Origin of the sequence: Pseudomonas parafulva, from assembly GCF_002021815.1 — a bacterium.
Lineage (GTDB): Bacteria > Pseudomonadota > Gammaproteobacteria > Pseudomonadales > Pseudomonadaceae > Aquipseudomonas > Aquipseudomonas parafulva_B.
Map to the genome: position 1 here is coordinate 285592 of NZ_CP019952.1, position 25971 is coordinate 311562.

At 62.4% G+C, this 25971-nt stretch carries 23 protein-coding genes, 1 tRNA gene and 1 pseudogene; 9 read left to right on the forward strand and 16 right to left on the reverse strand.

Features of this window, described 5'->3' with window-relative positions; translation table 11 throughout:
* Positions 1-22: 22 nt before the first annotated feature.
* On the reverse strand, positions 23-2368 hold the full coding sequence (locus B2J77_RS01220; protein WP_058605995.1) for an FdhF/YdeP family oxidoreductase: 2346 nt from the start codon (positions 2366-2368) through the stop codon (positions 23-25).
* A 5-nt stretch (positions 2369-2373) separates the two neighbouring features.
* On the reverse strand, positions 2374-3204 hold the full coding sequence (fdhD, locus tag B2J77_RS01225; protein ID WP_058637086.1) for a formate dehydrogenase accessory sulfurtransferase FdhD: 831 nt from the start codon (positions 3202-3204) through the stop codon (positions 2374-2376).
* Positions 3205-3395: 191 nt separating this feature from the next.
* Here fdhD and lysM point away from each other — a divergent pair, with 191 nt between their 5' ends.
* A complete protein-coding gene (lysM, locus tag B2J77_RS01230) occupies positions 3396-3836 on the forward strand; it encodes a peptidoglycan-binding protein LysM (RefSeq protein ID WP_058605997.1) in 441 nt (146 codons plus the stop codon).
* Positions 3837-3895: 59 nt separating this feature from the next.
* Here the strand turns inward: lysM and yrfG are convergent, their stop codons facing one another.
* Positions 3896-4558: a GMP/IMP nucleotidase gene (yrfG, locus tag B2J77_RS01235; protein WP_058605998.1), complete on the reverse strand. Its 663-nt coding sequence runs from the start codon at positions 4556-4558 to the stop codon at positions 3896-3898.
* Positions 4559-4621: 63 nt separating this feature from the next.
* Between yrfG and nudE the strand changes: the two genes are divergently transcribed.
* Both nudE and cysQ read left to right on the forward strand, forming a co-directional pair.
* Positions 4622-5188 (forward strand): ADP compounds hydrolase NudE, encoded by a 567-nt coding sequence (nudE, locus tag B2J77_RS01240; protein WP_058605999.1) that lies wholly within the window; start codon positions 4622-4624, stop codon positions 5186-5188.
* Positions 5185-6003, forward strand: coding sequence for a 3'(2'),5'-bisphosphate nucleotidase CysQ (gene cysQ, locus B2J77_RS01245; RefSeq protein WP_058637088.1), 819 nt, complete (start codon positions 5185-5187; stop codon positions 6001-6003). The genes nudE and cysQ overlap by 4 nt, the downstream gene beginning before the upstream one ends.
* A 242-nt stretch (positions 6004-6245) precedes the next feature.
* Here cysQ and B2J77_RS01250 read toward each other — a convergent pair whose 3' ends face one another.
* The 4 genes from B2J77_RS01250 to rfbC are packed head-to-tail and all read right to left on the reverse strand — an operon-like array spanning position 6246 to position 10503.
* On the reverse strand, positions 6246-6701 hold the full coding sequence (locus B2J77_RS01250; protein WP_078477824.1) for a YiiD C-terminal domain-containing protein: 456 nt from the start codon (positions 6699-6701) through the stop codon (positions 6246-6248).
* A complete protein-coding gene (locus B2J77_RS01255; protein WP_078477825.1) occupies positions 6701-8104 on the reverse strand; it encodes a sigma-54-dependent transcriptional regulator in 1404 nt (467 codons plus the stop codon). The genes B2J77_RS01250 and B2J77_RS01255 overlap by 1 nt, the downstream gene beginning before the upstream one ends.
* Positions 8101-9915 carry a sensor histidine kinase gene (locus B2J77_RS01260; RefSeq protein ID WP_078477826.1) on the reverse strand — a complete coding sequence of 605 codons (1815 nt, stop codon included), beginning with the start codon at positions 9913-9915 and terminating at the stop codon, positions 8101-8103. The genes B2J77_RS01255 and B2J77_RS01260 overlap by 4 nt, the downstream gene beginning before the upstream one ends.
* 42 nt (positions 9916-9957) lie before the next feature.
* On the reverse strand, positions 9958-10503 hold the full coding sequence (gene rfbC / locus B2J77_RS01265) for a dTDP-4-dehydrorhamnose 3,5-epimerase (protein WP_058638940.1): 546 nt from the start codon (positions 10501-10503) through the stop codon (positions 9958-9960).
* A gap of 268 nt (positions 10504-10771) precedes the next feature.
* On the opposite strand from rfbC, the gene aguA reads away from it, so the two are divergent.
* Together aguA and B2J77_RS01275 are read left to right on the forward strand one after the other, a co-directional pair.
* Entirely contained in the window at positions 10772-11878 is a 1107-nt protein-coding gene (gene aguA, locus B2J77_RS01270; protein WP_058605942.1) for an agmatine deiminase, read from the forward strand.
* A gap of 177 nt (positions 11879-12055) precedes the next feature.
* A complete protein-coding gene (locus B2J77_RS01275) occupies positions 12056-12253 on the forward strand; it encodes a hypothetical protein (RefSeq protein ID WP_078477827.1) in 198 nt (65 codons plus the stop codon).
* A gap of 74 nt (positions 12254-12327) precedes the next feature.
* On the opposite strand, the gene B2J77_RS01280 is transcribed toward B2J77_RS01275, so the two are convergent.
* Positions 12328-14430: a TonB-dependent receptor gene (locus B2J77_RS01280; RefSeq protein WP_078477828.1), complete on the reverse strand. Its 2103-nt coding sequence runs from the start codon at positions 14428-14430 to the stop codon at positions 12328-12330.
* 460 nt (positions 14431-14890) lie between these two features.
* Between B2J77_RS01280 and B2J77_RS01285 the strand changes: the two genes are divergently transcribed.
* Positions 14891-16210, forward strand: coding sequence for an OprD family porin (locus B2J77_RS01285; RefSeq protein ID WP_078477829.1), 1320 nt, complete (start codon positions 14891-14893; stop codon positions 16208-16210).
* A 69-nt stretch (positions 16211-16279) separates the two neighbouring features.
* Here the strand turns inward: B2J77_RS01285 and B2J77_RS01290 are convergent, their stop codons facing one another.
* The gene (locus B2J77_RS01290) at positions 16280-17647 is read right to left on the reverse strand and encodes an ATP-binding protein (RefSeq protein ID WP_078477830.1); all 1368 of its coding nucleotides are present in this window, start codon (positions 17645-17647) and stop codon (positions 16280-16282) included.
* 1 nt (position 17648) lies between these two features.
* Positions 17649-18371, reverse strand: coding sequence for a response regulator (locus tag B2J77_RS01295; RefSeq protein WP_058638936.1), 723 nt, complete (start codon positions 18369-18371; stop codon positions 17649-17651).
* Positions 18372-18511: 140 nt separating this feature from the next.
* Here B2J77_RS01295 and B2J77_RS01300 point away from each other — a divergent pair, with 140 nt between their 5' ends.
* Positions 18512-20812, forward strand: coding sequence for a TonB-dependent siderophore receptor (locus B2J77_RS01300; RefSeq protein WP_078477831.1), 2301 nt, complete (start codon positions 18512-18514; stop codon positions 20810-20812).
* 70 nt (positions 20813-20882) lie between these two features.
* Here the strand turns inward: B2J77_RS01300 and B2J77_RS01305 are convergent, their stop codons facing one another.
* A complete protein-coding gene (locus B2J77_RS01305; RefSeq protein ID WP_078477832.1) occupies positions 20883-21089 on the reverse strand; it encodes a DUF3079 domain-containing protein in 207 nt (68 codons plus the stop codon).
* A 337-nt stretch (positions 21090-21426) separates the two neighbouring features.
* Here B2J77_RS01305 and B2J77_RS01310 point away from each other — a divergent pair, with 337 nt between their 5' ends.
* Together B2J77_RS01310 and B2J77_RS01315 are read left to right on the forward strand one after the other, a co-directional pair.
* Positions 21427-22239 carry an alpha/beta fold hydrolase gene (locus B2J77_RS01310; protein WP_078477833.1) on the forward strand — a complete coding sequence of 271 codons (813 nt, stop codon included), beginning with the start codon at positions 21427-21429 and terminating at the stop codon, positions 22237-22239.
* Complete coding sequence (locus tag B2J77_RS01315; RefSeq protein WP_078477834.1) at positions 22232-23389, forward strand: sensor histidine kinase; 1158 nt, start codon at positions 22232-22234, stop codon at positions 23387-23389. Before B2J77_RS01310 ends, B2J77_RS01315 begins: the two co-directional genes overlap by 8 nt.
* 297 nt (positions 23390-23686) lie before the next feature.
* On the opposite strand, the gene B2J77_RS01320 is transcribed toward B2J77_RS01315, so the two are convergent.
* The 5 genes and pseudogenes from B2J77_RS01320 to B2J77_RS01340 form a co-directional block, all read right to left on the reverse strand.
* Positions 23687-24133, reverse strand: coding sequence for a type II toxin-antitoxin system HicB family antitoxin (locus tag B2J77_RS01320; RefSeq protein ID WP_058638931.1), 447 nt, complete (start codon positions 24131-24133; stop codon positions 23687-23689).
* A gap of 87 nt (positions 24134-24220) precedes the next feature.
* Positions 24221-24532 (reverse strand): type II toxin-antitoxin system HicA family toxin, encoded by a 312-nt coding sequence (locus tag B2J77_RS21745; protein WP_323368212.1) that lies wholly within the window; start codon positions 24530-24532, stop codon positions 24221-24223.
* 455 nt (positions 24533-24987) lie between these two features.
* Positions 24988-25188: pseudogene (locus tag B2J77_RS21570) on the reverse strand (integrase); the annotation flags it as partial.
* A 163-nt stretch (positions 25189-25351) separates the two neighbouring features.
* Positions 25352-25427 (reverse strand) — tRNA-Thr (locus B2J77_RS01335).
* A gap of 98 nt (positions 25428-25525) precedes the next feature.
* Complete coding sequence (locus B2J77_RS01340) at positions 25526-25774, reverse strand: hypothetical protein (protein ID WP_078477836.1); 249 nt, start codon at positions 25772-25774, stop codon at positions 25526-25528.
* Between the last annotated feature and the right edge of the window lie 197 nt (positions 25775-25971).

A 25971-nucleotide genomic window follows, 5' to 3' on the forward strand; every position in this document is an offset into this window, starting at 1 on the left:
CATTGGACCAGGGCTTTTTCATTCAGAGAATTCGTCCGTCGTCCTCGGCGCGTTCCAGCTTGATGGCAATGAACTTGGACGTTGGCGTGTGGCTACCCTCGCCAATGCTCTCCAGCGGTACCAGCGGATTCACTTCTGGATAATAGGCCGCTGCCTGCCCGGCAGGTATGTCGAACGCCAGGAGGGTAAAGCCGCGCACTCGGCGAACATGCTCATCCCCCCACAGTGAAACGATGTCGACCTTCTGACCAGGCTTGAAGCCCAGCCGAACGATGTCGGCTTCGTTGGCGAACAACACGTCGCGCTGGCCGCGCACGCCTCGGTAACGGTCGTCCAGGCCATAGATGGTGGTGTTGTACTGATCGTGCGAGCGCATCGATTGCAATACCAAGTCCGGCACCTGGCCGCTGGCACGCACGCGCTCGTCGAGCAGCGAATCTGGCAGCAGGTTGGCTTTGAAGTTGGCGCGGCCATTGGCCGTGGCCCACTCACGCCGGCCGGCGCTATTGCCCAGGTAGAATCCCCCAGGCTGCCGCATGCGCTGATTGAAATCAGAGAAGCCTGCAATGGTGTCGGCGATCAGAGCCCGAATACGGTCGTAGTCGGCCACCAGCCATTGCCAGTCCACAGGGTGTTTGCCCAGGGTGGCAGCAGCGATGCCAGCGATGACCGCGGGCTCAGACCGCATCTGCCGGGACAGTGGCTTGAGCTGGCCGTTGGAGCCGTGGACCATGCTGAACGAGTCTTCGACGGTGACCGCTTGAGGCCCGTCCGCTTGCATGTCGATGTCGGTACGGCCCAGGCAAGGCAGGATAAGCGCCTGCTTGCCGTGAACCAGGTGGCTGCGGTTGAGCTTGGTGCTGATGTGCACGGTCAGTTCGCAGTTGCGCAGCGCTCGCGCGGTGCGCTCGGTGTCAGGCGTGGCCTGGGCGAAGTTGCCGCCTAGTCCGATGAACACCTTGGCGTGCCCCTGGAGCATGGCATGGATGGCCTCGACGGTGTTGTGCCCGTTCTTGCGCGGCACCGGGAAGCCGAAGCGCGCTTCGATGGCGTCGAGCAGGGCGGCCGGCGGACGCTCGTTGATACCCATGGTGCGGTCGCCCTGCACGTTGCTGTGACCGCGGACCGGGCACAGCCCGGCCCCTGGCGCGCCAATATTGCCGCGCAGCATTTGCAGGTTGACCAGTTCCTGGATGGTCGGCACCGAGTGACGGTGCTGGGTGATGCCCATGGCCCAGCACATGATCACGCGCTGGCTCCGGCAGTACATGCGGGCGGCCAGTTCGATGTCTTCGAGTGCCAAGCCCGACTGCTGCTGGATATGCGCCCAAGGCGTGGCATCGACCACCGCCAGGTAGTCGTCCAGGCCGTGCCCGTGCTCGGCGATGAAGGCGTGGTCGAAGACCGCCGGCTCACCCTTGGCTTGCGCTTCACGCTCCCATTGCAGGGCGAACTTGGCCATGCCCCGCAGCATGGCCATGTCGCCACCCAGGGCCGGGCGGAAGAACGCCGTATTGGTGGGGCGGTCGCTGTTGGTCAGCATCTCCAGCGGGTTTTGCGGGTGCTGGAAGCGTTCCAGGCCGCGCTCCTTGAGCGGGTTGATGCACACCACCTGCGCGCCGCGTTTCACGGCATCGCGCAGCGGGTCCAGCATGCGCGGATGGTTGGTGCCCGGGTTCTGGCCCCAGACGAAGATCGCATCGGCGTGCTCGAAATCCTCGAACGTGACGGTACCCTTGCCCACCCCCACACTCTGCCCCAGCGCCACACCGCTGGCCTCGTGGCACATGTTCGAGCAGTCCGGGAAGTTGTTGGTGCCGTAGGCGCGCACGAAGAGCTGGTAGAGGTACGCCGCTTCGTTGCTGGCGCGCCCGGAGGTGTAGAACTCGGCCTGGTCAGGGCTTGCGAGCTTGTTCAGCTCTCGGCCGATGAGGGCGAACGCGGCGTCCCAGCTGATGGGCTGGTAGCGATCAGTGGCGGCGTCGTACACCATCGGCTCGGTCAGTCGGCCTTGGTACTCCAGCCAGTAATCGCTTTGCTGCAGCAACGAGGTGACGCTGTAGCGGGCGAAGAATGCAGCGTCCACGCGGCGTTTGGTGGCTTCCCAGTTGACCGCCTTGGCGCCGTTTTCGCAGAACTTGACCATGCCGCTTTCAGGCGAGTCGCCCCAGGCGCAACCTGGGCAGTCAAAGCCGCCGTTCTGGTTGGTCTTGAGCAGGGCACGGATATTCTTCAGCGGGTTGTCGCTGCCCACCCAGGCTTTGGCCACGCTGCGCAGTGCACCCCAGCCGCCGGCAGGGCCGTGGTAGGGCTTGTAGCGAGGAGAGGAGGCTGGGGCGTTTTTCGGAATAGGCTGGTACGAGGTCACGGCTGTTACGACTCCGCCGCCGGGCTGTAGACCCGCGGTGCGCTGTGTTTGGGCAAATGAATGAGGTTGAGGTTGTGCCTGCGTGCCCATTGCAGGGCCAGGCCCGTAGGCGCCGACAGGCTGACCAGGGTCTGGATGCCGGCACGCAGCACCTTCTGGATCAATTCCAGGCTGCAACGGCTGGTGACGATGGCCAGGCCGCCGTCGCTGTCGATACCCTGACGCAATAGTGCGCCAATGAGCTTGTCGAGGGCGTTGTGCCGGCCAATGTCTTCGCGGCCCAGCAGCAGTTCGCCATGGCGGTCCATGAACAAGGCCGCATGCACGGCGCCGCAGTGCTGGCCCAGCGGCTGAAAGGCGTCGATCCGCTGGCGCAGGCCGACCAGCCACTGGGCAGGGGGCAACGGTGCGCCCGGCAATTTGGCCAGGTCCGGCAGCGCCTGCTCCAGGGCTTCGACGCCGCACAGGCCACAGCCGCTGGTGCCGGCCAGTTGGCGGCGTTGGTTCTTCAGGTTCCAGAAGGCGCGGCTGGAGATTTCCAGGTCTGCATACATCGAAGCGCCGCTTCCCGACAGTTTGACGTCGTAGATTTCGGCAGTGCTTTCAACGATGCCGCTGCCCACACTGAAGCCAACGGCAAAATCTTCCAGGTCGGTCGGGCTGACGAGCATGACGGCCTGGTTCAGGCCGTTGTACACGATCGCCAGGGCGACTTCTTCGGCCAGTGGCGTGCTGCCGGGCTGGCCATCGCCGAGCTGGACGTAATCATAGGTAGTGCTGGCGGCGGGCATGGCTAACGGTAACGAGGCCGCACACAGCGGTGGCTTGCTGTTCATCCAGGCGTGCTCTTGATCGGCGACGGGCGCCGGCTTACTGAGGCTACAAGCCTAGGCTTGCCTGCCGGCGACGTCTAATTGCTAGGGTCTATGCAGTGATAGACCGCGTCGATAGGTCGCAGTGCGATGACCGATTGAGTCTTGGCCCAGACTTCATTGTCCAACGGTTTCACATCAACAAGGAGAGCGTCATGAGTCTATTCAGCTTTGTGAAGGAAGCAGGCGAGAAGTTGATCGATCTGCTGACCCCCGGCAATGCCAAGGCCGAGGAGCAGTTGAAGAAGCACGTCGAAAACGTCGGGTTGGGTAACCCCAACATCACTGCCACCGTGGAAGGCGACAAGGTGACCCTCAAGGGCGAGGTGGCCAGCCAGGAAGAGAAAGAGAAGATCATTCTGGCAGCCGGCAACATTGAAGGCGTGGCCAGCGTCGACGACCAGATCACCGTCACCGGCCCCGTAGCCCAGGCGGCGCGCTTCGTGACCGTGGAGAAGGGCGATACCCTCAGCGCCATCTCCAAGAAGGTCTACGGCGATGCCAACAAGTACCAGAAGATCTTCGAGGCCAACAAGCCCATGCTGTCGGATCCGAACAAGATCTATCCGGGCCAGGTGCTGCGTATTCCCGAGTAACCGATAGGCCCATCCAGAGGCTTGTCACCGCAACTCGCGCCCATGGCGCGGGTTTGCGTTCAAAGACCGTTCAGCAATTCCCGATAGTCTTCGACAGCTGCGAACTCTGCGGTGTCTCGAGGCTGCGCCTGGCTGTCCGGCTGGCGCACCGCCAGCAAGTGGCCCACGCCGAATTGCCGGGCACTGCGCAAAATGGGCAGCGTGTCGTCGATGAACAGGCTGCGGGCAGGTTCAAAGCCGATATCGGCCTGCAAGGCATCCCAGAACTGCGGGCTCTCCTTGGGAAACCCGTAGTCATGGGAGCTGATCATGCGGTCGAAGTAGGGTGCCAGTTCGATGCGTTCGAGCTTGAGCGAGAGTGAATCGCGGTGTGCATTGGTGATCATGATCACTCGCTTGCCTGCCTGGCCGATCGCGGCCAGAAAGGTATCGGCATCGGGCCGCAAGGCGATCAGGTCGGCGATTTCGCGCTTGAGCTCGCGGATCGGCAGGCGCAGCTCACGGCTCCAGAAGTCCAGGCAATACCAGTTCAAGGTACCGGCGTTGCGCTCGAACAGCGGCTCGAGTTCCAGCTGCGCCATCGCCCGGCTTACGCCGTGCAGCTCTGCATAGCGCTGCGGCAGGTGCTCCAGCCAGAAGCGGTTGTCGTAATGCAGGTCGAGCAGTGTGCCATCCATGTCCAGCAGGACGGTATCGATGGCGGACCAGGGAAGAACAGGCATGGGAAACTCTCGTTCGGTCGGCAAGCCACGGTATAGTAACCCGTTCACGCCAAGGAGCCCCCCATGCGCCAGAAACCTACCGTCCTCAGCCGCGAGATCGTCGCCAGCAGCCGCCTGTTCCGAGTCGAGGCCGTCGAGTTGCGCTTCAGCAACGGCGTGGAGCGCACCTACGAGCGGCTGGTGGGCCGGGGCAATGGCTATGGTGCGGTGATGATCGTGGCCATGCTCGATGCCGAGCACGCAGTGCTGGTGGAAGAGTACTGCGGCGGGACTGACGAATATGAACTGTCGCTACCCAAGGGCTTGATCGAACCGGGCGAGGACGTGCTGGCGGCAGCTGACCGGGAGCTCAAGGAAGAAGCCGGCTTTGGTGCACGGCAACTGGAGCACCTGACCGAGCTTTCCCTGTCCCCGGGCTACATGAGCCAGAAGATCCAGGTGGTACTGGCCACCGACCTGTATGAGGAACGGCTGGAGGGCGATGAGCCGGAGCCGATGGGCGTGGACAAGGTCAACCTGCGGGAGCTGTCGGCCTTGGCCATGCACCCGCAGTTCAGCGAAGGGCGTGCGCTGGCTGCCTTGTACCTGGCGCGTGACCTGCTGATCCAGCGCGGGGTACTGGCACCATGAACGATCAGCAATTGATGCAGGACGTGGTGGCGTTGGCGCTGTCGGCGGGCGAGGCGATCCTGCCGTTCTGGCGCGCTGATGTGGCCGTCGTCAACAAGGCCGACGACTCGCCCGTCACGGCTGCCGACCTGGCAGCACACCAGGTAATTACAGAGGGCTTGCAGACCCTGGCCCCGCACATTCCCGTCCTGTCCGAAGAAGACTGCGATATCCCGTTGGCGGAGCGCCAGACGTGGCGCCGTTGGTGGTTGGTCGACCCGCTCGACGGCACCAAGGAGTTCATTGCCGGCAGCGAGGAGTTCACGGTCAACATTGCCTTGATCGATCAGGGCGAGGTGGTGTTTGGGGTAGTATCGATGCCCACTTCGGGGCGTTGCTACTTTGGAGGGCGGGCACTGGGTGCCTGGCGAGCGGAGCGGAGTGAAACCGCGCAGGCCATCCAGGTGCGCGCCACCCCGCCTGCCGGGTCGCCGTTCACCGTGGTTGCCAGCCGCCGGCACTCCAGCCCTCGGCAAGAGGCTTTGCTGAACGGGTTGAGTACTGCGGTGGGGCCGCTTGAGCTGGTTTCGGTGGGCAGTTCACTGAAGTTCTGCCTGTTGGCCGAAGGCAGCGCCGACTGCTACCCACGCTTGGCGCCGACCTCCCAGTGGGACACGGCGGCCGCCCAGGGTGTGGTCGAGGGTGCCGGGGGCGAGGTGATTGAGGTCGACGGCCAACCCTTCCGGTATCCGGCGCGCGAATCGTTGCTCAATCCCTACTTCCTTGCCCTGCCGGCGGGGGCCCGTTGGCGAGAGGCCTTGCTTGGGCTCGTTTGATTGGCGAGGGTAAGTGTGGCTTTAGGGGTGGAAAATTGTTCATGGGTAGAGGACCGAAAGGGCCGCTTTGCGGCCCATCGCGGCACAAGGCCGCTCCTACCCGGAAATCGGCTAGCCTCCAGATGTGCCGCTAGGCAGTCGCTCCCCGTGTAGGAGCGGCCTTGTGCCGCGATGGGCCGCAAAGCGGCCCCAGATTCGCGGCGTCAAGACCGCCTGTTGATCTCCCGCGATCAACCCGCCGCTCACCTGTGCAACACATACTGCCCGCTGAACATCACCGCCACTTCATCACTGCCCACATTGCTCACCGTTGTTTCCAGCGTCAGCCGTGCCCGCCCACGCCGCTGATACATTGTCAGGAATCGCGACCAGGCCTTCTCGTCCGGAGCAGCGCAACTGGCCACGGCAGCGCCGGTAACCGGCAGCGGGTAGCTGATCTGCCCCTCCTGAATGACGATATGCCCATCATCGATGCCCAGTTCCTGTAGCCGCAGGTGCAACCAGCCCCAGCCGGCCAGTACCGCTGCGCAGTAGAGGCTGCCGCCGAACATGGTGTTCTTGTGGTTGACGTTGGCGGCCAAGGGCAGTTGCAGGCGCAGGGTATGCTGTTGCCAGTCCAGTACCTCCAGGCTCATGTCCCGGGTCAATGGAATATCGGTGTGAAGCACTGTCTGCAGCGGGTGAATCGGCTCGCTCATCAACGGGTTTCCTCATGGTCGTCGTGGCCACCGCTACCGCCTTCGAAGCTCAGGCCATGCTTGCGCAACTTGTCGTGCAGCGTCTTGCGTGGAACACCCAGCGCTTCGGCAAGGCTACGCAGCGAGCCGTGCGGCTGAGCAAGTTCAGCCGTGATCAACGAGCGCTCGAAGTGCTCGACCTGCTCGCTCAGGTTGCCGGTGACGGGGGCGGGAGCGTGGGTTGCAGGCGGCGCCTGGCCATCGAGCGCCAGTTCCAGCCCGAGGGCGAAGCGTTCGGCCGCGTTTTGCAGCTCGCGCACGTTGCCCGGCCAGTCATGGCGCAGCAGCAAAGCCCGTTGCGCGGGTTGCAGGGCGTGCGGCCCCAGGCCATGGCGCTGACTGGCGGCATCGGCGAAATGCTGGAAAAGCATCAGGATGTCGTCGCCACGTTCGCGCAGCGGCGGAATGCGCAAGGGCGCGACGTTCAGGCGGTAATACAGGTCGGCGCGAAAACGCCCCTGGTCGGCGGCCTGGCGCAGGTCTTCCTTAGTGGCGGCGATGATGCGGATGTCCAGCGGTATCAGCTGATTGCCACCCAACCGCTCGACCACGCGCTCCTGGAGCATGCGCAACAGCTTTACCTGCACATCCAGGCTCATGCTTTCGATTTCATCGAGGAACAACGTACCGCCATTGGCGAATTCGAACTTGCCGATGCGGCGTTTTTGCGCGCCCGTAAAGGCGCCGGGCTCGTGGCCAAACAGCTCGCTCTCGACCACCGATTCGGCCAAAGCGCCAGCGTTGATGGCCACGAAGGGCCCGTCCCGGCGGCTCGACAGGTCGTGCAGGGCGCGGGCGACCACTTCTTTGCCAGCCCCGGTCTCACCAAGGATCAATACGTCGGCTCGCGTGCCGGCGAGTGCGCCGATCTGCTCGCGCAGGCGCTGCATGGCCGCAGACTGGCCCACCAAACGTGTGGCCAGTTGCTGGCGGTCGCTCAATGCCATGCGCAGGCTGCGGTTCTCCAGCACTAATTGGCGCAGTGCCAGGGCGCGGCGCACGCTGTCGAGCAGGGCGTCGCTGGCAAAGGGCTTTTCCAGGAAGTCGTAGGCACCGGCGCGCATGGCTTGTACCGCCAACGGGACATCGCCGTGCCCGGTGATCAAAAGCACCGGTAGCTCGCTGTCCAGGCCATGCAATTGCTCAAGCAGCTGCAGGCCATCGATACCCGGCATGCGGATATCGCTGACTACAACGCCTGGCCAGTCTGCCGGGATACGCTCGGCCAGGCCATGGGCATCGGCCAATGCCACGACCTTGAGCCCGGCCAGGTCCAGCGTCTGGCTCAGGGCCTGGCGCAGGTGTGCGTCGTCGTCGACCAGGATCACCTGGGCGCGACTGTCGATCAGTGTTTCGGGGCTCATGCCGAAGAATCCTCTGAATTGGGCAAGGTGGCACCCGGTGGGGCTACGCGCATTTTCAAGGTCAGCAACGCACCGCCCTCGGGGTGGTTGGCCAGCAGCAGCTCACCCCCTAGGGTGCGCATCAGGCTGTCACATATGGCCAGGCCCAAGCCCAGCCCCTGGGTGCGGGTCTTGGTGGTGAAAAAGGGCTCCCTGGCATGCTCCAGTGCCTGACGGCTGAAGCCGGGGCCGTTGTCGCGAATGGAGAGATAAACGCAATCGTCCTGCTGTTCGGCACTTATCCACAGCCGGCGCGGGTTGGCCTTCTCGGTCAACGCGTCCAGGGCATTGGCCAGCAAGTTGCCCAGTACCTGGCGCAGGCGGGTTTCGCCCGCCTGTACCCACAGCGTGGCTTCCGGCAGGTCGCGCACCAGCTCAACCGCCATTGCCCGGCGACGTTTGGCAAGCAGGGCCAGGGCGTCGTCCAGGGCCGGTTGCAGGGCTACGCTCTCCGGAGCGTGGCGGTCGCGGCGGGCAAAGGCGCGCAGGTGGGCAATGATCGAGGCCATGCGCCCGGTCAGCTCGCCGATCAGTTTCAGGTTGCCGCGCGCGTCTTCGGTACGTTGGTGGTCCAACAGGATCTCGGCGTTTTCGGCATAGCTGCGAATGGCTGCCAGGGGCTGGTTGAGCTCATGGCTGATACTCGCCGACATGGTGCCCAGCACCGACAGCTTGCCTGCCTGCACCAGTTCGTCCTGGGCCCTCACGGCCTCCTGCTGGGCATTCTCGCGTTCGAGCACGGCGCTTTTGAGGCGCGCATTGAGCCCTTCGAGGTCGGCGGTACGCTCGGCCACCCGCTGTTCGAGTTGCTGGCGCCCGCGGGCCTCGAAATCGATGCGGTCCATATAATGACGGCGCCGCTGCATCACCAGGCCGGTCAGCAGCACGATGACCAGCAGAGCGCCGGCACCGATGGCCGTGACCGTCTGCGCGGAGCGGTCCACCAGGATGCGCGGCGCAAGTATGCTGACCTGCCAGCCGGTTTCTGGAATGGCCCGGGTCTGGGTGATCCAGGCATCGTCACTGATCACCAGCGGCTGGGGGGCCTGGGTTGGGTACGGCTGGATGGCGATGATGGCCTGGCGCTCGGCTGCGGTCAGCGGCCGGGTAGCGCGAAAACGCCACTCCGGGCGTGACGTGAGGATGACCACGCCGTTGTGATCGGTCAGCAACAGTTGCTCGGGCGTGCGGCCCCATAAGGTCTCGGTATGATCGAGGTCAACCTTGACAACCAGCACACCGACGGTGCGTTCGCCGTCGCGCACGGCGGCGGCGAAGAAATAACCCCGCTTCGCGGACGTTGTACCCTGGCCGAAGAAACGACCGAGGTGCCCGGCCATGGCTTCGTTGAAGTAGGGGCGAAACGCGAAGTTGCGCCCTACGAAGCTGTCGTGTTTGTCCCAGTTTGAGGCCGCCAGGGTATTGCCGCTGACGTCCATGAGGTACATCACCTCGGCGCCGGTCTGCTGCACGATGTTTTTCAGCAGGCGGTTGGCATTGGTGACCGCTTCCAGGCGAAACGGGTCGGCCAGCACCCCGCGCAGGGCTGGCAAATCGCCAAGGATCTGCGGCAAGGTTTCATAGCGGTGCAGCGTGCCCAGCAGGTTGGCGACATACAGGTCGAGGGTCTGCCGGTTCTGCGAGGCCAACTCTTGCCGGTAATAGCGCTCAGCCAGGTGATGCAGCGGCCATAGCAGCGGCACCAGGCACAGCGCCAGTAAAGCCAGGCTGCGCCAGCGAGGGCGGCGAGGAGGGGTGTTCTTGGCGATCATCACATCATTGCGTCAGAAGGGTCTGAAGCAATTATGCGCTAGTTAAGGCAGCACTTGTGCTTCTGCCCACGACACGCCCAGCTTGTCCTTGTCTGAGAGCACAGGCGGCTGTTGCAGACCCCAGTCGATGGCCAGTGTCGGGTCGTCCCAGCGGATGCAGCGGTCGGCCTGTGGGTTGTAGTAGTCGGTGGTCTTGTACAGAAACTCCGCCGAATCGCCCATCACCGCAAAGCCATGGGCAAAGCCTGCCGGGATCCACAGCTGACGATGGTTTTCCGCCGACAGGTGCACTGCCACCCACTGGCCGAACGTGGGCGAGTGCCTGCGCACATCCACGGCCACATCGCGGATCTCGCCCTGTACCACGCGCACCAGTTTGCCTTGGGTATTGGCCACCTGATAATGCAGCCCACGCAGCACGCCCCGGCCAGAGCGCGAGTGGTTGTCCTGGACGAACTCGACCTTGGCGCCGGTCAGCCGGGCAAACTCGCGGGCGTTGAAGGACTCGAAGAAAAAACCTCGGCTGTCGCCGAAGACCTTGGGTTCGATGATCAGCACTTCGGGAAGGGTAGTGGGTATCACGTTCATCGGGAAACACTCTGCATGCTGTGCGTTATGACCCTAGCTGGCAGAAGCGTGCTTGTCCTGTCGAGCAAGGCGCGCGGCACTGCTCTGGTCAATGCTAGGGTGAAGGTTGCGCCCGACCGGCGTCACGTATTTGCCGATTATTATCGAAATATTGTGTCGGGCTTATCAGGGTCTTGCGGCATTATTCTGTTTCAACACGGATTTATATCGGTTATAAACGCTTTTTACGCCCATACCCTTCCGGGCAGGGCCATGACAGAGGTCAACGATGAAAACCCTCACTTCCACGCCCCGTGCCGATGGTTTCCACATGCCCGCCGAATGGGCCCCGCAAACCCAGGTCTGGATGGTCTGGCCCGAGCGGCCGGATAACTGGCGCCTGGGCGGCAAGCCGGCACAGGCGGCCCATGTCACCCTGGCCAAGGCGATCGCGCGCTTCGAACCGGTCACCGTGGGCGTCTCTGCCGGCCAGTATGAAAACGCGCGTCGCCTGCTGGACCAGCCCAATATCCGGGTTGTCGAACTCAGCAGCGACGATGCCTGGGTGCGTGATACCGGCCCCACTTTCGTGGTCAACGACAACGGCGAAGTGCGCGGCGTAGACTGGGACTTCAACGCCTGGGGCGGCTTCGAGGGTGGCCTGTACGCACCGTGGAACAAAGACGAGGCGTTGGCTGGCAAGGTGCTGGAGATGGAGCGCTGCCAGCGTTATCGCACCGAAGGGTTCGTGCTCGAAGGCGGCTCGATCCATGTGGACGGCGAAGGCACGGTGATCACCACCGAAGAGTGCCTGCTGAACCACAACCGTAATCCACACCTGAACCGCGAGCAGATCGAAGCTGTGCTGCGCGACAACCTCGCGGTCGATACCGTGGTCTGGCTGCCCGACGGCCTGTACAACGACGAAACCGATGGCCATGTCGACAACTTCTGCTGTTACGTGCGCCCAGGTGAAGTGTTACTGGCCTGGACAGATGACGCGAACGACCCCAACTACGCGCGTTGCCACGCGGCCATGGAAGTGCTGCAGACCACCCGCGACGCCAGGGGACGGGCCTTCGTCGTGCACAAGATGCCAATACCCGGGCCGCTGTACGCCACCGAAGAGGAATGTGCCGGCGTCGACCAGGTGTCGGGCAGCCAGGAGCGTGACCCTTCGGTGCGTCTGGCAGGCTCGTACGTCAACTTCCTGATCGTCAACGGCGGCATCATCGCGCCGAGCTTCGACGACCCGGCCGATGCCGAGGCCAAGGCCATACTGTCGAGCATCTTTCCTGACCATGAGGTGGTGATGATCCCTGGGCGGGAATTGCTGTTGGGCGGCGGTAACATTCATTGCCTGACCCAGCAGCAGCCGGCGCCTGTGCACCGTTGATGGCCCGTGGGGCGCGGCGAGGGTGTACGCTCGCTTCCCAGCCCGGCGACGCCTGGCACGTGTAGTGGCATAGCTTTTGTATTGTTTTTCAAACAGATAGCCCGGTGTCATCGGGTTGTCTGCTTGTAACACTACTTGCGTAGGTTAGCTGCTCACGGGCCAGGAGTACGTGTAGAAATGAATGCAGCAAGTGAGTCGGCATTGCGCCCATTGGCACTAGACCATGCATCGCTCGAGCGTTTGGCGAAGTGGTTGAAGCACCATGGAAGCAGCAGGGTCAGGACGACCGACCCACGACGGCTACTTGCCGGGCGTTACCCCGAAGGGCTGATCAGCGAGGCTGAGCTTCATGCGTTGATGGCGGTGTGGCGTTAGCCGCGATCCAACGTTCCTCAAACCCTGTAGCACACCGGCAGGGGCAGCCTCGCAAAGGCTGCCCCTGTTGACGTTCAGAAGCTGTAGGTGCCTGTGACGACCAGGCTGCGCGGGTCGCCGACCTGGATCTGCGCTGCACTGGTCGCCGAACTGTAGTAAGTCCGGTCGGCAATGTTGCTCAGCGCCGCCCGCACGTCCCACTCCTGGGTGCGGTACCCGGCCAGCGCATCCCAGCGGCCATAACCTGGCAGGACCGTGGTGTTCTGGTTGTCGGCATACCGCTGACCGACCAGCGTCAGGCCTGTTTCTGCGTACCAGCCCAGTTCTGGCTTCCAGGTGACGAACAGGCTGGCGTTACGCTTGGCCACGTCATTGATCCGGTTACCCTGCTGGCCATTGCTGTCCTTGACGATCGTGGCATCTTGCAGACCAACCCCGCCACGCACGTACCAGTTGCCAACCACATTGCCCATGGCGGTCAACTCGATGCCGCGCGAGCGCTGCAGGCCACTGAGCAAGGTGACTTCCGGGTCAAGCGGGTCGCGGGTACGACGGTTGTACAGCTCGAGCTCATAGACCGCCAGGGTGGTGGTCAGGCGTTGGTCGAACCAGTCGCTCTTCACGCCAACCTCCTTTTGCCGCGTCAGCTCGGGTGCTGTCTCGTTGCTGTTGCCCGGTGCGCCCGGCGTTATACCGATCAGGCCACCGCCTACTGGCGAGAAGGTCTTGCTCCATGACGCATAGAACGAGTGGTCCTGCCACGGGGTATACACCACCCCGATGCGAGGGCTGGTGGTTCGGCTGCTCTGTTTTTCGGACAGGCTGCGCACCTTGTTGGTGGTCTGAACGTCGAATTCATCGAAACGCACGCCTGCCAGCAACTGCCATTGATCGTTCAGGCGAAGCTGGTCTTGCAGGTACAGGCCTCGGCTTTGCACCACGGTGTGGTTATTGCTCGACATCACCATGCGACCGTTGTGCTGCCTGCTCCGGTCAGGGTCGTACAAGTCCACGGGCGGCACAGGCCTGCCGCCGGCGTTTGCCGCAGCCGCGGTGTACAAAGTGGGGTCGCGGCGTTGGCTGCCGAATTCCAGGCCCAGCAGTAGCGTGTGCCCTAGGCCCAGTGTGTCGAAGGTGCCTTCGGCTTCCAGGGTATTGAACAGGTTGCGGGTGTTCAGGTCCTGCTGCCAGCGCTGGCGCGTCACTGTGCCATTGCTGGGGTTGTAGGCGGTGGGGTAGGTGTTGTCGAATTCGCTGTCGAGCTTGAACAGGCTCAGGGTATGACGCAGTTGCCATGCATCGTTGAGCTCGTAGTTCAGGCGTGACCGCAAGGACTGCGCCCGGTCATCGATGAAGTCACGCTGTGTATCGCCGTAGGTCGTGCTGCGGCTGACATTCGCGGGGCGACCATCGACGCCGGGGATACCGCGGTCCGGCGTGCGGTTGAAGCGGCTGTACTCGTATTGCACCAGCCAGTTCAGCGCCGGCGTGACCTGCCAGCTGACCGAGGGCGCGAACAGCTGGCGGCTACCGTCGACACCGTCACGGAAACTGTTGTTGTCCTGATTGCCCATGTTCAGGCGCAGGCTGACCGTGTCGCTGGGGTCTGCGCTGAGGTCGGCATACAGGCTGCGCAGGTCCTCGCTGCCTGCCCGTGCCTCCAGGGTGGAACGACGGCCCGCCTCGGGCGCCTTGCTGATGCGGTTGACGATACCCCCCTGGCCGCCCCGTCCATACAGCACGGCCGCAGGGCCTTTGAGCACATCGACCCGTTCGATGCTGTGCAGGTCGCGGATGTACTGGCTGTCATCGCGCACGCCGTCCAGGTAGAAGTCATTGCCGGCTTCGAAGCCGCGAATGCGCACGCTATCGAAGCGCGTGTCGGCACCACTGCTGACGTTGGGGATACCTTCGAGCGCCTTGCCCAACGTGTTGCTGCCGTAGTCCAGCACCTGCGAGGTCTTGACCGTATCCACCGCCTGCGGCACGGCGCGTACGGCGGTGGCGGTTCGGGTCGCAGTACTGACTTCACGCACCCGCGGGCTGTCTTTGTCCCGCTCGCTGTCGGCGGTGACGGATAGCTCAGGCAGTGTGGTAGTAGCGGCGCTTGTGGGGCTGGCAGCCAGCAGGCATGAAATGGAGAGCGTGATAGGAGCGAGGCGAGAAGGGGCAGGCATGACGCGCGTTTGACCGGGCAGTAATGAAGGCGCGAATGATAATGGGTGCTATTTGCTAACGCTCGCCTATTATGGTTTCTGGATTTTTACGTTTGTATCACTTTGTGACTAGTCAGAATGGGGACCTAAGTGAACTTGTCGCCTTGATCAAGATGAGTTTTCAATACCGAGAAGGAATATCCTCCTACAGCTTTAGTTCTAAAGGAAATGCCTCATGAACGCTCGGTTTTTAGTTATATCAACCTGAATTTCACGTTTTTTTGACATTTGTAATCGCACGCCGCTAGGATTCGGCCACGCCTGCTGGCCAATCCGTTTGGCCATGCTGTTGCCAGGGCCGGCCGCGTTTACCGGCAAAGGGCCTTCTGGCAGAACCTGCATAGCGTCGAACCTACGAAGGGGCGTTGGTTCATGGCGTCATTACGCAGCGCGTTTTCGATCAAGAAATAAGGAAAATAACATGTTGAATACCAGGATCAGCCTGGTCGCCCTGGCGATGATCGCCGCGACCCAGGCCCAGGCCAATGACCAGGCCGCCAGCAACGGCTTCATCGAGGACAGCCACGCCAACGTCCTTCTGCGCAACGCCTACATCAACCGTGACAAGAAGCACGGCACCGATGACCAGATCGAGTGGGGCCAGGCATTCATCGGCAACTTCTCGTCCGGCTTCACCCAAGGCACCGTCGGTGTCGGCGTCGATGCATTCGGCCTGTACGCCTTGCGCCTGGACGGCGGCAAGGGCCACAACGGTGGCGGCGGCGTCGACTTCTTCAAGCCGCACGACACCACCAATGCCGATGGCAATGCCCGTTCGCCGCACAACCTGGCCCGTGCCGGTGCTGCCGTGAAGTTCCGTATTTCCAACACCGTGCTCAAGTACGGTGACCAGATGCCTGCACTGCCAGTGCTCCAGTACGACGATGCGCGCCTGCTGCCGGAAAGCTTCACCGGCACCCTGATCACCTCCAAGGAAATCGAAGGCCTGGAGCTGAACGCCGGTCGCTTCACCCAGGAAGCGCGCAAGAGCGCCGAACGCCGTGATGGCGGTGGCCTGAAGTCGATCAACGTGTTGGGCGGTAGCTACAAGTTCAACGACAACTTCACTGCGTCGCTGTACACCGCCGACACCGAAGACGTGATGAAGAAGCACTACCTGGGCCTGAACTACGTCTATGCCATCGCCGACGATCAGTCCCTGACCCTGGACTTCAACGGCTACAAGTCGAGCATCGACAACAAGTACGTGCGTGAAGCGGGCCTGAACGGTGACTCGAACACCATCTGGAGCCTGGCTGCTACCTACGCCTACGGCGCCCACTCGTTCACCCTCGCTCACCAGCGCAGCACCGGTAGCACCGGCTACAACTACGGCTGGTACCAGAACCAGGGCGGCGTGGGTGACGGTGGCTCGACCATCTTCCTGGCCAACTCTTACTGGTCCGACTTCAATGCCGAGGACGAGCGTTCCTGGCAGCTGGGCTATGGCCTGGACTTCGGTGCCTACGGCATTCCTGGCCTGACCTACAAGCTGGCCTACGTGGTGGGTGACAACATCAATACCCGCAACGTCGCCAACCCACAGGGCTTCGGCGAAGGCAAGGAGCGCGAGATCTTCAACCAGATCCGCTACGTGGTCCAGGAAGGCCCGGCCAAGGACCTGTCGGTCAAGCTGCGCAGCTCGTTCCTGCGCACCAACAATGCCGTGCGCCAGAACGGTTACAACGACGACGGCAACGAAGTCCGCGTATTCGTCGAGTACCCGATCAGCATCTTCTGATCCGGTCACCCACGCAGGCCACCTTTGCACCGCGTGCGCCGGTGGCCTGAGCCCACGGGCTGCCCATGTCTAGACCGGCAGCTCGATGGTCACGCGCAACCCGCCCCCCTCACGGTTGTGCATCCGCAACGCCCCCCCATGGCTGGTCATGATCCGCTCGACGATACTCAGCCCGAGCCCATACCCGCCCGATGCCTGGTTACGCGAACGCTCTCCACGTACGAACGGTTCGGTGACGGTCGCCAGCAGGTGCGGCGCAATGCCTGGGCCTCGATCCTCGACGTGAACCAGCACCCGTGGCCCTACGCGCTCCACCGACACACTCACCTGACTGGCATAGCGCAATGCATTGACCAGCAGGTTTTGCAGACAACGCTGCACCATCAGGGCATCGACGCTCACCACCCCGCCATGACCGTGCACAGGGATGGGTTCGTCGGCAGTGGCCAGCTCCGCACACTGGCGTGCAACCAGGCGATCAATGTCGACCGGCTGCAGGTTTTGCTGCTCGCCCGCCCGCAGGTAGTCCAGCACCTGGCCGATCATGTCGTCCATCTGGGCAATGTTCTGCCGCAACCGCTTCCGGTGTTCGTCATCGGGCATGCGCTCCAGGCGCAGGCGCATGCGCGTCAACGGGGTGCGCAGGTCATGGGAGACGGCGGCGAGAAAGTAAGCCTTGTCGTTGACCATGGCGATCAGGCGCTGCTGCATGGCGTTGAAGGCCTGCGCGGCCTGACGAACCTCGTCGGGGCCGTCGAGCGCCAGCGGCGGTTGTTCTAGGTTGCTGCCCAGCGCCAGCGCTGCATCCGCCAGGCGGCGCAGCGGACGCAGGCACAGGCGCACGGCGATCAGGCACACCACCAGCACGGCGACAATGCGCAGCGCGTACACCCGTAACAGGTAGTCGCTGATCAGCAGCCAGGCGGACTCGCCGCTCCAGCCTTGCAGTTCCTGCCCGTCGATGGTCAACCAATGCCCGTCTGCCAACGGCACCGCAAACTGAAGATGGGCCTGGGCCGTGCGCAGGCCGAACAGGCTGCGCCAGACGATCGGCTGGCCCAGTTCGTCGGTCAACTGCACCTTCATCAAATGCACCTGCGGCTCACGGCCAAGCTCGTATTTCAGTGCCTGGTGAAGCAGCAACTCGACCCGTTTGCGCCCGCGCCGTTCGTCCTGCTGCGGTGAGGGCAGCTGCTCGGCGCAGCGTAGTTGGTAATGGGCCGGCAACTTGAGCACGCCGGCATGACAGCTGGCCTGCTGGATGAGCGGGGCGCTGCGCGCCGCAATCAAGCGCACGGGGGCTTCGAACACCTGGGCGAAGCGCACATCGAACCAGATGCTGCTGGACATCAACTGGATGGCCAGCGTGCCGCCCACCATGATCAGCATCAGCTGCCCGAACAGCGTGCGCGGCCACAGTCGGCGAGCCCAGCGCATGTCAGGCCGTGGCCTGGCTCTGAGCAATGCTCAGCAGATAACCTTCATTGCGGATGGTGAGGATCTGCGCCACATCGCCGGGCGCATGGCGCAAGTGCTGGCGCAGGCGGCTGACGCACATGTCGACCGAGCGGTCGTCTGGCAGGTGGTCGCGGCTGAAGGCACTGCGCGTCAACTGGTCGCGAGACACCACACGGTTGTTGGCTTCGAGCAATTCGCGCAGCACCCGGTAGTCGGAGCGCGGCAAGGTCAAGGTCTGCCCATCGGGGCGCGTCAGCAGGCGCTTGATGTGTTCCAGGCGAAAGCCTGCAAAGACATGAGCTTCGACCTGGGTCGGCTCCTGTACGGCAGCCTCCAACCGATGGGGCCTGCGCAGCACGGCCTTGATCCGGGCAATGAGTTCCCGGGGTTCGAAAGGCTTGGCCAGGTAATCGTCGGCCCCCACTTCCAGGCCGATGATGCGGTCCAGTGCACTGCCCTTGGCCGACAGCATGATCACCGCCAGCCCCGGCAGGGCCTGCAACTGACGGCACAGGCTCAAGCCATCTTCACCGGGCAGCATCAGGTCCAGCACCACAAGGTCCACCTTTTGCCGCGCCAGGTGCTCGTGCATCTGCTTGCCGTCGGCAGCCGCCAGTACGGCATAGCCTGCATCGGTCAGGTAATCGCACAGCAGCTCGCGAATCTCGTCGTCGTCATCAACAACCAGCAGGGTTGTGCTCATCTGAAAAAACACCTGTGAGACGGGCGTCATTAGCGCCCATTACGTTGCATTACATCCCCGTACATGTCGGGTGTAGAGCCCGGAGGACTGATCCCTAGAATCCTAACAAAAAATCATCTGCAAATACGAAGCCTTCCCAAATGAATCCCTCAAGCATCGCCAACACCTTCACCGCGTTCACCTGTGGCGGCCCCCGCCTCAAGCCCATCGCCCTCTTCGTCGGCCTTGCCATCAGCGGTGGCGTCATGGCCGCCGACAGCGCACCCTTGGTACTCGATGCCACGCAAATCGAAGACAGCGCCCTGCTGCCCCAAGACGATGCCGGCCAGCTGGGCTACACCGTCGAACGCACGCGCAGCTCCACCGGCCTGGCGCTGACCCCACGGCAGACGCCGCAGTCGGTTACCACCATCACCCGTCAGCAGATGGATGACCGCGCCATCCACAGCATCGAGCAGGCGCTGGAAACCACCCCAGGGGTGACCGCCAGCAAATCCGAAGTGGGCGGACGCACCGATTACCGGGCCCGTGGCTACTCCATCACCAACTGGAAAATCGACGGCCTGCAAGCACCCGGCGCGTCGGACTTCAGCGGTAGCGGCAACGCCCTGAACATGGACCTCTACGAGCGCATCGACATCGTGCGCGGTGCCAACGGCCTGCTCGGCGGAACCGGCGACCCGTCCGCCACCATCGACCTGATTCGCAAGGCGCCCACCCGCACCTTCGGCGGCAGCGCGTACGCCACCTACGGCAGCTGGGACAAGCGCCGTCTGGGCGCCGACCTGAACCTGCCGCTGTCCGAAGACGGCCGCCAGCGCTCGCGTTTCGTGGTGACCCAGCAGGATGCCAACTCGTTCCGTGACTACCAGTCCGACCGTTCACGCGCGGCCCTGGCCAACTTCGAGTTCGACCTGGACGATGCCACCACCCTGGGCGCCGGCTACCAGTACGAGTACAACAAGGTGGTGGGCGGCGGTTGGGGCGCGAACATCCCCATTTGGTACCGCGACGGCAGCAAGACCGACCTGCCACGCAGTTCCAATCTGGTACCGAGCTGGAGCTTCGTCGAGTACACCACCCGCACCGCCTTCGGCTCGTTGGTGCACCGCTTCGACAACGACTGGTCGCTGGACCTGAAGGCGTCCCAGAGCACGACAGATGCCCTTAATCACCGAGGCCTGGGCAAGGTCAACTCGGCAGGGCGCGGCCGCGGTTTCAGCGGCTACTGGGATCAGGACGGTAGCGGCGCGCAGCTCAACGGCATGCACAGCTCGAGCGACACCACCCAGCAGTCGGCGCAAATCGACCTGTCTGGTCCGTTCCAACTGTTTGGCCGTACTCATCAGGCCATGGTCGGCTACAACGACAGCCGTACCGTGCAGTGGTCGCCGGAGTACCGGTGCAGCATGGTTGGGGGCGGTAAAGCTGTCGACTCGGGAGTAGGCTGCCTGTTTCGCGCCGACAATCGCCTGCCCATCAACGACTGGCGCAACGGCGTGGACGGGGACTATGCCATGCTGGCTTCGCAGACCGGCAAGCACAGCAAGACCACCACCCGCCTGCAAGGCATGTACGCCGCGACCCGCCTGAGCATCACCGACCCGCTGTCGGTGATCCTGGGCGTGCGCACCACCGACTACTCGGCCATCACCCGCAGCGTGGATGCCGAGCGCACCAGCCAGGAAGAAAACGGCGTCGTGACCCCCTACCTGGGCGCAGTGTACGACCTGAACGACACCTACTCGCTGTACGCCAGCTACACCGACATCTTCAACCCGCAAACCCAGGAAACCAGCGCTGGCAGCCGGGTCGAGCCGATCCGGGGGCAAAGCTACGAGACGGGCATCAAAGGCGCCTGGTTCGACGGTCGCCTGAACGCCTCTGCGGCGTACTTCCGCACCAAACAGGAAAACAAGGCGGTATTGGACGGCGGCCTGTCCACCCCGACCGGTGGCGATGCCTACAAAGCAGGCTCAGGCCAGGAAACCGACGGCATCGACCTGGAAATCGCCGGCGCCCTGACCCCGGACTGGAACGTATACGCCGGCTACACCTACCTGCACTTCCGCCGCGTTGACAGCGACGGGCGCAGCGACCCTTCGCACCTGTTCAAGGCCTCCACCACCTACCACCTCAGCGGCCCACTCGACCGCCTGACCGTAGGCGCCGGCGTTACCGCGCAATCCAACATTCGCGCCATATCCAGCCCGGCGGGCCAGCCTGTCAACGGCGTGAGCAGCGGTGCCACCGACGTGAACTGGTCCGGCTACGCCATCTGGAACGCCATGGCCAAGTACCAAGTGACCGATGACACCAGCGTGACCCTCAATGCCAACAACCTGTTCGACAAGCACTACTACACCCGCTACGGGTTCTATGCAGGTGCCGTATACGGTGACCCGCGCAGCTTGTCGCTGACCGTCAACACCACCTTCTGATCTAAGTCGCAAGGACGAACACCTCACCCGCGCCGAGCGGGTGAGGTGTTTCATGCAGGGGTGGAGGCACTCAGAAGGTGGGGGGCTTCGCGTTATCCACAGCGGGCGGCTCGAACCGGTCATCGAAACTGTCCCAGTCCTCGCCGAACAGCTCCATCGGGTGCATGGTCCGGTCGGCACCATTACCGCAGGCCAGCGCCTTGGCTGGGCAATACAGATCGCAGCCCCAGCAAATGCGCTCGGGGTGACTGGGGTGCTTCGGGAATTTCTTGGCCATGAGGGGCCTCCGGCAAGCAGTACATGACCTGAGCCTAACCCTCCTGGCTCTGTTCAGGTTGACTGAAGTCAAGCACCAGCCAGGGGCATCCGGATCATCACCGGACCCTTTGGCCCCAGAAAACTGGCAGAAATTTCTACGTCGCTTGCCTATATAGCGTAAGGTGGGCGTCCCGATCCGTGAACTGTTTCTGCACAAAACCCCACTAAGCACTTAGCGGGGCGCTGACGCGTTGCTCAACGGCACCTACCCGAAGGGCTTCTCTCAACTATTCTCAGCAAGGACTTAAACGGATCGTGACAGCTCAGCATGACGTTGAACGGTATTCGGGAGAGGTATGACCCTGCAAAAACGTAACAACGTCCAGGTAGCCGGAGCGGGTGACGTGACCCTCGTTCTTTCCCATGGTTTAGGCTGCGACCAATCCATGTGGCGGCTGCTACTGCCGCACTTTCTCGAGCGCTTTCGGGTTGTTACCTACGACTTGGTCGGGGCAGGGCGCTCGGACCTCAGTGCCTACAAGCACGACAAGTACTCCACGCTGTGGGGCTACGCCAGCGACCTCAACGAAATCATCGACGAATACGCCCAAGGCCCGGTCATCGTGGTCGCCCACTCGGTCAGCGCCATGATCACTGCCCTGGCCGAACGCCAGCGGCCAGGCCGCCTGATGGGGCTGGTCATGGTGGGCGGCTCGCCCTGTTATGTGGACGACGAGGCCTACACCGGCGGTTTCACCCCCGAAGAAGTGCACGACCTGCTGACCACCCTCGACGAAAACTACCTGGGCTGGTCCAGCTCCATGGCCCCCGTGCTGATGGGCACCCCCGGCCAGCCGGCCTTGGAACAGGAACTGGCCAGCAGTTTCAGCCGCACCGACGCCCAGATCGCCCGGCATTTCGCCCGCGTGATCTTCCTGTCCGACCACCGCAAGGACGTGACGGGCCTGCAACTGCCTACCCTGATCGTGCAATGCACGGGCGACCCCGTGGTGCCTGTGGCGGTGGGCAAATACCTCAACACCGTCATGCCGAGCAGCCAGCTGAGCATCATCGAGAACATGGGCCACTACCCCCAGCTGAGCGCGTCAGGCGCTTGTGCTGCCGCGATGGACGAGTTCTTCACCCACCTTGGCCTCGACCATGGATAACACGGCGCTGCTGTCCACCCAGGCCTTCTTCGAGCACGCACCCTGTGCCCTGGTGGTGATGGCGCCCGACGGCACCCTGGTGCGCTGCAACCAGACCCTGGCCGACTGGCTGGGATACGACAGCGCCACCCTGCACGCGATGAGTTTCGACCAACTGCTGCCCGCCGACGGCCGCGTGTTCCTGCTGACCCACTGGGGCCCACTGCTGAACATGCAAGGGTCCATCTCCGAAGTGAAGATTGCCCTGCGCCACCGCGACGGCCGCAAGCTGCCCATGCTGCTCAGCGGCGTACGCCGCGAAAGTGATGACGGCATTCGCTACCACCTGGCGCTGTTCAGCGCCCTCGAAAGCACCAGCAGTGGCAAGGCCGCCCTGGAAGCCATGCAACGCGCCGAAGAAATGCTGGCGCAGAAGATAGAAGCCGAAAGCGCCCTGCAACGCGCCCAGGCCGAACTCGCCGCCGCCTACCAGGAGGTGCAGCGCCGCGCTGTTTTCTCCGAACAGATGGTCGCCATCGCCAGCCACGACCTGAAGAACCCCCTGACCGCCATCCAGATGGCCGCGTCCATGCTCAAGCGCGACCTACCCAACGACCGTGCGCGGCGGTTACTGGCCGGCATCGACAACTCGACTGAGCGCGCGCTGCGCATGATCGTCGACCTGCTCGACTTCGCCTCGGTCAGGCTCGGCCCCGGCATGACCATCCGCCGCGAGCGAGTGGACCTGGTACGTGCCGTGGATTATTCGATAAGTGAGCTGAAGGTGGCCTTCCCTGACGCACAGATTCGGCACTACGCCCGCGGCCGACGCGTGGTGCAGGTCGACCCGGATCGGTTGCAGCAGTTGATTGGCAACCTGGTGGCCAATGGCGTGGCCTATGGCGACCTTCGCTACCCCATCACCCTGACAACGGACTTCTCGGATGACGGGGCGGTGGTGAGTGTGCATAACCATGGTGCTGCGATCGATGACGCGCTGCTGCCCACGTTGTTCGAGCCGATGACCCGAGGCAGCGATTGCCAGGACACGGTGCGGTCGGTGGGGCTGGGGTTGTTTATCGTGAAGAAGATTGCCGAGGCGCATGGGGGGAGTGTGAGCATGTGCTCGGATGAGGTGTTGGGGACACGGTTTGAGGTTTGGTTGGGATGAGGGGCCTTGGGCAGGTGCGTTCAATGAGCCGGGAATCCTAACCCTTATCTTGCGTAAGCGCCGTCCCATACGAGCAACCACCCAATACCGCATCCGGAACCGAGCGAATCCCAGGGTGGGAGCGGCCTCGCGCCGCGATGAGCTGCACAGCAGCCTCAACAAGGCATTTCAGAAGTTCAATGGATACCCTGTGAGCTCTCAAGTCTTGCAAAGTTGGTTCAGTGCTTCAGTTGCGTTTCTTGCTCGTATACCTAGTCATTATTAGGGCGCCCGTAGGGCGCCCTTAATGTTTTCAAGTCATACTGTCTTTCTGGTTTTTAAAGCGTCTATGCCTTCGTTTAAGTTTTTCGCCAGCTCGTGCAGCGCCGCCGCGGCTAAAAATCCTGATCTGGACGCATAAGAGCTGTCTTCTTTCACGCGATCATCTATGCGTTTGAGGAGACCTTCTGGTAAAGACGCGTTAAAGCGAACCGACTTCCCATAGTAGGGGGTGACGTCGAATTCTACGAAAGCCCAGATGCCATCGGCATAAGCCGGGTCCTTCCTATGAAGTTCGATGTTTTGAGGTTGCGGCAGAGGCTCTCCATCTTCTACCAAACCTTCAAAGTGCATCTCTAACGCAAGTTGGACTTCGCTCAATGCTTCATCGATCGTTTCGCCAGCAGAGAAGCAGCCCGGTACGTCTGGAACTGTCACTCCGTAATCGGAATCTTCATCTTTGTGCAAAACAACTGGGTATTTCATTTTAAACATCCCTCCGAAAAAGTTCGGCGATTCGATTTCACTATTGCTAACAGCAAGCTTACGATCTACCAGCAAGTGTAAAGCCGGTCAGAGACCGGCTTGCTTCCAGATGTTTCGAAGCGTCCCGATTGCCACATCTTTACTCGGATGAGGAACCGTAACCCGTCCCTTCCTGGTTGGATGCTTGAACTGCTGGTGGCTCCCATCAGTCCCTTTAACTCTGACCCAACCGTCATCCTTTAGCCGCTTGATGATGTCTCGGCTGTGCACGGGTACCTCCTCAAAGCTTGCCGCAGATGTGTGTATACTACACAACGATTCAGAGGATTGTACACACCAGTACACAATGTCTAAGATCCGATAACCCAACGCTTGTTCCCCACACCAGGGTATGAGCACACATCGACCCTAGTTGCATACGCTTCACCTCCGTTTGCTAATCCTCGACCCACCGTATCCTGCCCAGAATGCTGAGTGTTATCAGGGATGGCCCCTGCGATTTGTAAGGGATGTCCTCTAGCCTGGGGCTGGCGGCTCCTGACGTCCTGGAACGAGGGCATCTCATAATCTGGCCTGTTTAAGCCGTTAAAGGTGGGCGGGTAGAGGCTGCATTGGCTGACGAGACCAGTGCTGCGAGATCCTGAGTCGGATGAAATGCAGCAATGCGATGACCGGGGCATGCCCGACTGTTAGTCAGGTGCACTCCGTCCCTTGGTCTGCGGGGCCATCCCCTACAGCGCTGCTGCTGGAGCCATTGGCGTCTGTCACGCCTATGTCAGGAGTGAAGTTGCCGCAAAACCGAATGCGATAAGGGCTGCAGCACTGTCAAGAGCGCCCGTCTCTTCCCAGTGAAACAGACGGATCACTGGATAACTGCTTAGGGCAGTCAGGCCTTCTCGGCCATCGGGTTTCACGTACCTGAGCCGCCCTCCTTTGCGGCCGTTGGGTTGCCCAAGCAGGTCAAGACCGCCCCCATCGAAGAGCTTGTACTCGCGCTTTCTGGGATTTGCCGTGCGACAGGGGGTACCGGTAGGCGGGGCAGTTTTGCGGGCCACAAGGATAGTCTCCGATATCGAAACGGACCTCTACCCTTAAAACTAGCCTTATTAGCGCTGGCTATTCCCGGAATTCGACGGAACGCCAAAACGAAAAAACCCGCCAAAAGGCGGGTTTTTCGTGAATTCCAGAGATTTTGAAACCCTTCTCTGAAACCTTGAATGGTGCCGGCACCAGGAATCGAACCCGGGACCTACTGATTACAAGTCAGTTGCTCTACCAGCTGAGCTATACCGGCAATGGGGCGTCATTATAACGATCGTTTGGCGTGTGTAAACCACTTCATTGCGATTGTTTGAAAATGACCTAAGTCACCGACCCAAAAGGGGAATTTTCTTACCAGCCGCGGTGGATGGTGGTGACGCTTGGCTCGGTCTTGCCGGGGTTGAAGAACAGCTTGTCGTTGTCGCAGCCGCGCTTGCGGCAGGTGTTGTCGGCGCGCAGGGGCAGGCCTCGGTCGCCGCCCAGCTGCATGCCGGGGTGGTTCCAGCCGAGGTTGCCGGGGGCGGGGTGCGAGGGGGCGCTGGCGCAGGCGGTGAGGGCCAGGGCGAAAGCGAGCAGGGCGAGGGGCTTGGCTTGGGTCACGAGAGTCAGGTCCGTTGTCGAATCTGGCGCAACGCCAGATGGCCGCAGGGCTGGCAGGCAGCGCGCGACGTCACTTTTTAATGATTGGGGGGCGCATGATACACGGTTGTGGGGGCGGGGATTAGGGGTGGGCTGTTGCGGTGTGTGTGTAGGGGGGGATATGTGGTTTGGGGTGGGAGTTTTGGGGCCGCTCTGCG

Bases quoted from the DNA above. Each gene is read 5' to 3' on its own strand.
- B2J77_RS01285 (WP_078477829.1), top strand. From the start codon at position 14,891: ATGTTGAATACCAGGATCAGCCTGGTCGCCCTGGCGATGATCGCCGCG.
- cysQ (WP_058637088.1), top strand. From the start codon at position 5,185: ATGAACGATCAGCAATTGATGCAGGACGTGGTGGCGTTGGCGCTGTCG.
- lysM (WP_058605997.1), top strand. From the start codon at position 3,396: ATGAGTCTATTCAGCTTTGTGAAGGAAGCAGGCGAGAAGTTGATCGAT.
- B2J77_RS01260 (WP_078477826.1), bottom strand. From the start codon at position 9,915: ATGATCGCCAAGAACACCCCTCCTCGCCGCCCTCGCTGGCGCAGCCTG.
- B2J77_RS01295 (WP_058638936.1), bottom strand. From the start codon at position 18,371: ATGAGCACAACCCTGCTGGTTGTTGATGACGACGACGAGATTCGCGAG.
- B2J77_RS01300 (WP_078477831.1), top strand. From the start codon at position 18,512: ATGAATCCCTCAAGCATCGCCAACACCTTCACCGCGTTCACCTGTGGC.
- fdhD (WP_058637086.1), bottom strand. From the start codon at position 3,204: ATGAACAGCAAGCCACCGCTGTGTGCGGCCTCGTTACCGTTAGCCATG.
- B2J77_RS01275 (WP_078477827.1), top strand. From the start codon at position 12,056: ATGAATGCAGCAAGTGAGTCGGCATTGCGCCCATTGGCACTAGACCAT.
- B2J77_RS01280 (WP_078477828.1), bottom strand. From the start codon at position 14,430: ATGCCTGCCCCTTCTCGCCTCGCTCCTATCACGCTCTCCATTTCATGC.
- nudE (WP_058605999.1), top strand. From the start codon at position 4,622: ATGCGCCAGAAACCTACCGTCCTCAGCCGCGAGATCGTCGCCAGCAGC.
- rfbC (WP_058638940.1), bottom strand. From the start codon at position 10,503: ATGAACGTGATACCCACTACCCTTCCCGAAGTGCTGATCATCGAACCC.
- B2J77_RS01255 (WP_078477825.1), bottom strand. From the start codon at position 8,104: ATGAGCCCCGAAACACTGATCGACAGTCGCGCCCAGGTGATCCTGGTC.
- yrfG (WP_058605998.1), bottom strand. From the start codon at position 4,558: ATGCCTGTTCTTCCCTGGTCCGCCATCGATACCGTCCTGCTGGACATG.
- B2J77_RS01290 (WP_078477830.1), bottom strand. From the start codon at position 17,647: ATGCGCTGGGCTCGCCGACTGTGGCCGCGCACGCTGTTCGGGCAGCTG.
- B2J77_RS01305 (WP_078477832.1), bottom strand. From the start codon at position 21,089: ATGGCCAAGAAATTCCCGAAGCACCCCAGTCACCCCGAGCGCATTTGC.
- B2J77_RS01315 (WP_078477834.1), top strand. From the start codon at position 22,232: ATGGATAACACGGCGCTGCTGTCCACCCAGGCCTTCTTCGAGCACGCA.
- aguA (WP_058605942.1), top strand. From the start codon at position 10,772: ATGAAAACCCTCACTTCCACGCCCCGTGCCGATGGTTTCCACATGCCC.
- B2J77_RS01320 (WP_058638931.1), bottom strand. From the start codon at position 24,133: ATGAAATACCCAGTTGTTTTGCACAAAGATGAAGATTCCGATTACGGA.
- B2J77_RS01310 (WP_078477833.1), top strand. From the start codon at position 21,427: ATGACCCTGCAAAAACGTAACAACGTCCAGGTAGCCGGAGCGGGTGAC.
- B2J77_RS01250 (WP_078477824.1), bottom strand. From the start codon at position 6,701: ATGAGCGAGCCGATTCACCCGCTGCAGACAGTGCTTCACACCGATATT.